The organism is Thioalkalivibrio sp. (genome assembly GCF_007692535.1).
Lineage (GTDB): Bacteria > Pseudomonadota > Gammaproteobacteria > Ectothiorhodospirales > Ectothiorhodospiraceae > Thioalkalivibrio.
In genome coordinates, this window is record NZ_REBW01000035.1 from 1 (window position 1) to 4,105 (window position 4,105).

A 4,105-nucleotide genomic window follows, 5' to 3' on the forward strand; every position below is an offset into this window, starting at 1 on the left:
CGCGGATCTTCAGGTCCACCTCGGCGATCTCGAAGCCGTTGTCGGTGCGGCGCATGGCCTCGAGTCGTTCCTGCGCGATCTCGCCCAGCGGCGGCCGGTACAGCAGCACGCAGGCGCTGGCGCGGTGACCGCGTCCGACGCGCCCGCGCAGCTGGTGCAGCTGCGACAGCCCCATGCGCTCGGCGTTTTCGATGATCATCAGGCTGGCGTTCGGAACATCGACCCCGACCTCGATCACCGTGGTCGCCACCAGCAGGTCGATCTCGCCGCGGCGGAAGGCTTCCATCACCACGTCGCGATCGCTGCCCTTCATGCGCCCGTGCACGCGCTCGATGCGCAGGTGCGGCAGCGCCGCGCGCAGGCGCTCGGTGGTCTCTTCGGCGGCCTCCGCCTCGAGGACGTCGGAGGCCTCCACCAGGGGGCAGACCCAGTACGCCTGAATGCCCTCGCCGCAGGCGACGCGGATGCGCTCGATCACTTCGTCGCGGCGCTCGTTGCTGATCAGCGCGGTCTTCACCGGGGTGCGGCCCGGCGGGCGCTCGTCCAGCACCGACTGGTCCAGGTCCGCGTACAGCGACATCGCCAGCGTGCGCGGGATCGGCGTTGCGGTCATGATCAGCTGGTGCGGCACCAGCCCGCTGCCCTTGTCGCGCAGCGCCATGCGCTGGTGCACGCCGAAGCGGTGCTGCTCGTCGATGATCGCGAGCCCCAGGCGGGCGAAGGCGACCTGATCCTGGAACAGGGCGTGGGTGCCGACGGCCAGCTCCAGCTCCCCCGCGGCCAGCGCGCTCAGCAGGGCCTCGCGCTCGCTCTTGCGCTGGCGGCCGCCGAGCCAGGCCAGGCCGACGCCCAGCGGGTCCAGCCAGGCGGCGAGGTTGCGCGCATGCTGCCGCGCCAGCAGTTCCGTCGGTGCCATGAACGCCACCTGGTAGCCCGCCTCGATCGCGGTGAGCGCGGCCGCGACCGCGACCAGCGTCTTGCCGGAGCCGACATCGCCCTGGAGCAGGCGGTTCATCGGCAGGTCGCGGGCCAGGTCGGCGCGGATCTCCGCGATCGCGCGTTCCTGTGCCCGGGTCATGGTGAACGGCAGATCCTCGAGCAGCCGGGGCCACAGGGTCTCTGCCGGGCGCAGGACCGGCGCGCGCCCCTGCGGGCGGGAGCCGGCATTGATCATCAACGCCACCTGGTGTGCGCACAGCTCCTCCAGCACCAGGCGCGTCAGCGCCGGGCTGCGTCCCTGCGCGCTACCCGGCTCCAGCAGGGCGGCGTTCGCCGAACCGGCCTCGGGTTGGTGCGCCTCGCGCAGCGCCTGGCCCAGCCCCGGCAGGCCCTGCCGCTGCAGCTCGGGCAGAACGTCCGGCAGGCGGTCCGCCTCCGGAAGCACCGTTCCCACGAGGTCGCGCAGCAGGCGCTGCGAGATGCCCTCGGCGGCCGGGTACACCGGGGTCAGCGCGGGTTCCAGCGGAGGCGCGGGGTCACGCAGGATCCGGTACTCCGGGTGCACGCACTCCTGCGCCCCCGGCAGGCCGCGGATTTCACCGAAGGCACGCACCCGGGCCCCGGATGCGAAGGCCTTCTGCTGGGCGGCGCCGAAATGGAAGAAGCGCAGCATCAGGCGGGCGCCGCTGTCTTCCAGGTGCACCAGCAGCATGCGCCGGCGCCCGTGGGCGATCTCGGTTCCCGCCACCGTGCCCTCGAACAGGGCGGTGGCGCCGGACCGCAGTTGTCCCAGCGGGGTCAGGCGGGTGCGATCCTCGAACCGCAGCGGCAGGTGCAGCAGCAGGTCGTGCGCGCTGTGCAGCCCCAGGCGCGCGAGGCGCTCGGCCTGTTTCGGGCCCACGCCTTTCAGCGTGGTCAACGAAGCGTCGAGATCCATTCGGCGCCGGCGTCCGGGGTGACCCGTTCAGGCCTGGGGCAGGTGCAGGATGGCGTCCATTTCGACCTCGGCCCCCTTCGGCAGTCCGGCGACGCCGATCGCGGCACGCGCGGGGTAGGGCTCGCTGAAGTATTCGCTCATCACCTGGTTCACCAATGGGAAATGGCTGAGGTCGGTCAGGAAGATGTTGAGCTTGGCGACGTCGTCCAGCGACCCGCCGGCCGCCCGCGCGACGGCGGCAAGGTTGTCGAAGACCTGTCGGATCTGCAGTTCCATGTCGCCCTCGATCAGTTCCATCGTCGCCGGCTGCAGCGGGATCTGCCCCGAGACGTACACGGTGTCACCGGTGCGAACCGCCTGGGAGTAGGTGCCGATGGCGGCCGGGGCGGCGTCGGTCTGAATGATCTGTCGCTTCATGCTGCGAACCCTCCATGGGGCGGTGGCCGAAACCGCCAAGATACCGGCCGCCAAGGCAACGCCGCAACGAGCGACGGCTCAGCCGCGGGCGCGCTGCACGCGGAGGACGTCGTTCAGGCGGCGCAGCGAGCGGATGATCTGGGCCAGGTGGCGGCGGTCGCGCACCGTGATGGTGAAGGTCATCCCGGTGGAGTGGCCGTCGCGCTCGTTGAAGGTGATGTGCTCGATGTTGGAGCCGTGGTCGGCGATCACCGAGGCCATCTCGGCCAGCGCGCCGCGGCGGTTGGCCGTCTGCGCGCGTACCGACACCGCGAACTCGGCCCCGGGCTCGCTGGACCATTCCAGCGCCACCGTGCGGTCGGCGCGTTCGCGCTGCTCGGCGACGTTGCGGCAGTTCTCCCGGTGCACCACCAGCCCGCGCCCGGCGCTGAGCAGGCCGATGACCGGGTCACCCGGGATCGGGTGGCAGCAGCGGCCGTAGTTGACCACCAGTCCCTCGGTGCCCGTCACCGACAGCGCCGAGCCGGTGCCGTCGCAGAGTCGATCCGCTTCTTCCGCGGGATCCTGCCCGACCAGCTGCCGTGCGACCAGCGTCGCCATGCGGTTGCCCAGGCCGATCTCCACCAGCAGGCTGTCGATATCTGGCAGCTTCATCTCGTCGAGCACCTGGTTCAGGCGTACCGGGGAGAGCTGCCCGAGGCTCTGGCCGAGCGTGGACAGGGCCTTTTCCATCAGGCGCCGACCGAGCACCATGGCCTCGTCGGTCTGCAGTGTCTTCAGGCTGTGGCGGATGCCCGAGCGGGCCTTGCCGGTGATCACGAAGGACAGCCAGGCCGGATTCGGGCGCGCACCCTTGGCGGTGACGATCTCGACGGTCTGTCCGCTCTGCAGGCGCGCGGACAGTGGCGCCAGCTGCCGGTCGACCTTCGCCGCGACGCAGCGGTTGCCGACATCGGAGTGCACCGCGTAGGCGAAGTCGATCGGGGTGGCTCCGCGCGGCAGCACCATGATCTCCCCCATCGGGGTGAAGGTGTAGACCTCGTCGGGGAACAGGTCGATCTTCACGTTCTCCAGGAACTCGATCGAGCTGCCGACGCTGTTCTGGATCTCGAGGACGTCCTTCAGCCAGTCGCGCGCCCGGCTCTGCGCGGTCATCGCGAGATCGGTGCCCGCCTTGTACTGCCAATGCGCGGCGATGCCGCTCTCGGCGACCCGGTCCATTTCCGCGCTGCGGATCTGCACCTCGATCGGGCTGCCGTGGGGGCCGAACAGCACGGTGTGCAGCGACTGGTAGCCGTTCGACTTCGGAATCGCGATGTAGTCCTTGAACCGCCCCGGCACCGGCTTGTACAGGTTGTGCACCACGCCCAGCGCGCGGTAGCAGGTGTCGACGTCGGCCACCACGATGCGCACCGCGAAGACATCCACCACCTCCTTGAACGAGTGGCGCTTCTCCTGCATCTTGCGGTAGATGCTGTAGAGGCCCTTCTCGCGCCCCATGATCCGCGCCTCGAGGCCGGACGACTCCATCCGGTTGGTGATCGCGGACTCGATCTTCTGCATCGGCTCGCGGCGGTGGCCGCGGGCGCGCAAGACGGCCTGTTCCAGCACCGCGAAGCGCAAGGGGTGCTTGGCCGCGAACCCCAGTTGTTCCAGTTCACGGCGGATCTTGTTCATGCCCAGGCGCTGGGCGATCGGCGCGTAGATCTCCAGCGTCTCGCCGGCGATGCGTCGGCGCTTGTCCGGGCGCATCACCCCGAGAGTGCGCATGTTGTGCAGGCGGTCGGCCAGCTTGATCAGGATCACCCGGAT

General features: G+C 70.2%; 3 protein-coding genes. All 3 read right to left on the reverse strand.

Annotation, left to right across the window (positions count from 1 at the left end; translation table 11 throughout):
- A partial coding sequence (gene recG, locus EA346_RS00575; protein WP_296754298.1) for an ATP-dependent DNA helicase RecG occupies window positions 1-1,876 on the reverse strand: 1,876 nt, incomplete at its 3' end.
- A 27-nt stretch (window positions 1,877-1,903) separates the two neighbouring features.
- Window positions 1,904-2,293, reverse strand: a complete 390-nt coding sequence (locus EA346_RS00580) for a RidA family protein (RefSeq protein WP_296754300.1) — start codon at window positions 2,291-2,293, stop codon at window positions 1,904-1,906.
- A gap of 78 nt (window positions 2,294-2,371) precedes the next feature.
- Window positions 2,372-4,105: RelA/SpoT family protein (locus tag EA346_RS00585; protein ID WP_296754303.1), on the reverse strand; the 1,734-nt coding region annotated here is incomplete at its 5' end.

Excerpts from the sequence above, each read along its gene's own strand:
- EA346_RS00580 (WP_296754300.1), bottom strand. The coding sequence starts at position 2,293 with ATGAAGCGACAGATCATTCAGACCGACGCCGCCCCGGCCGCCATCGGC.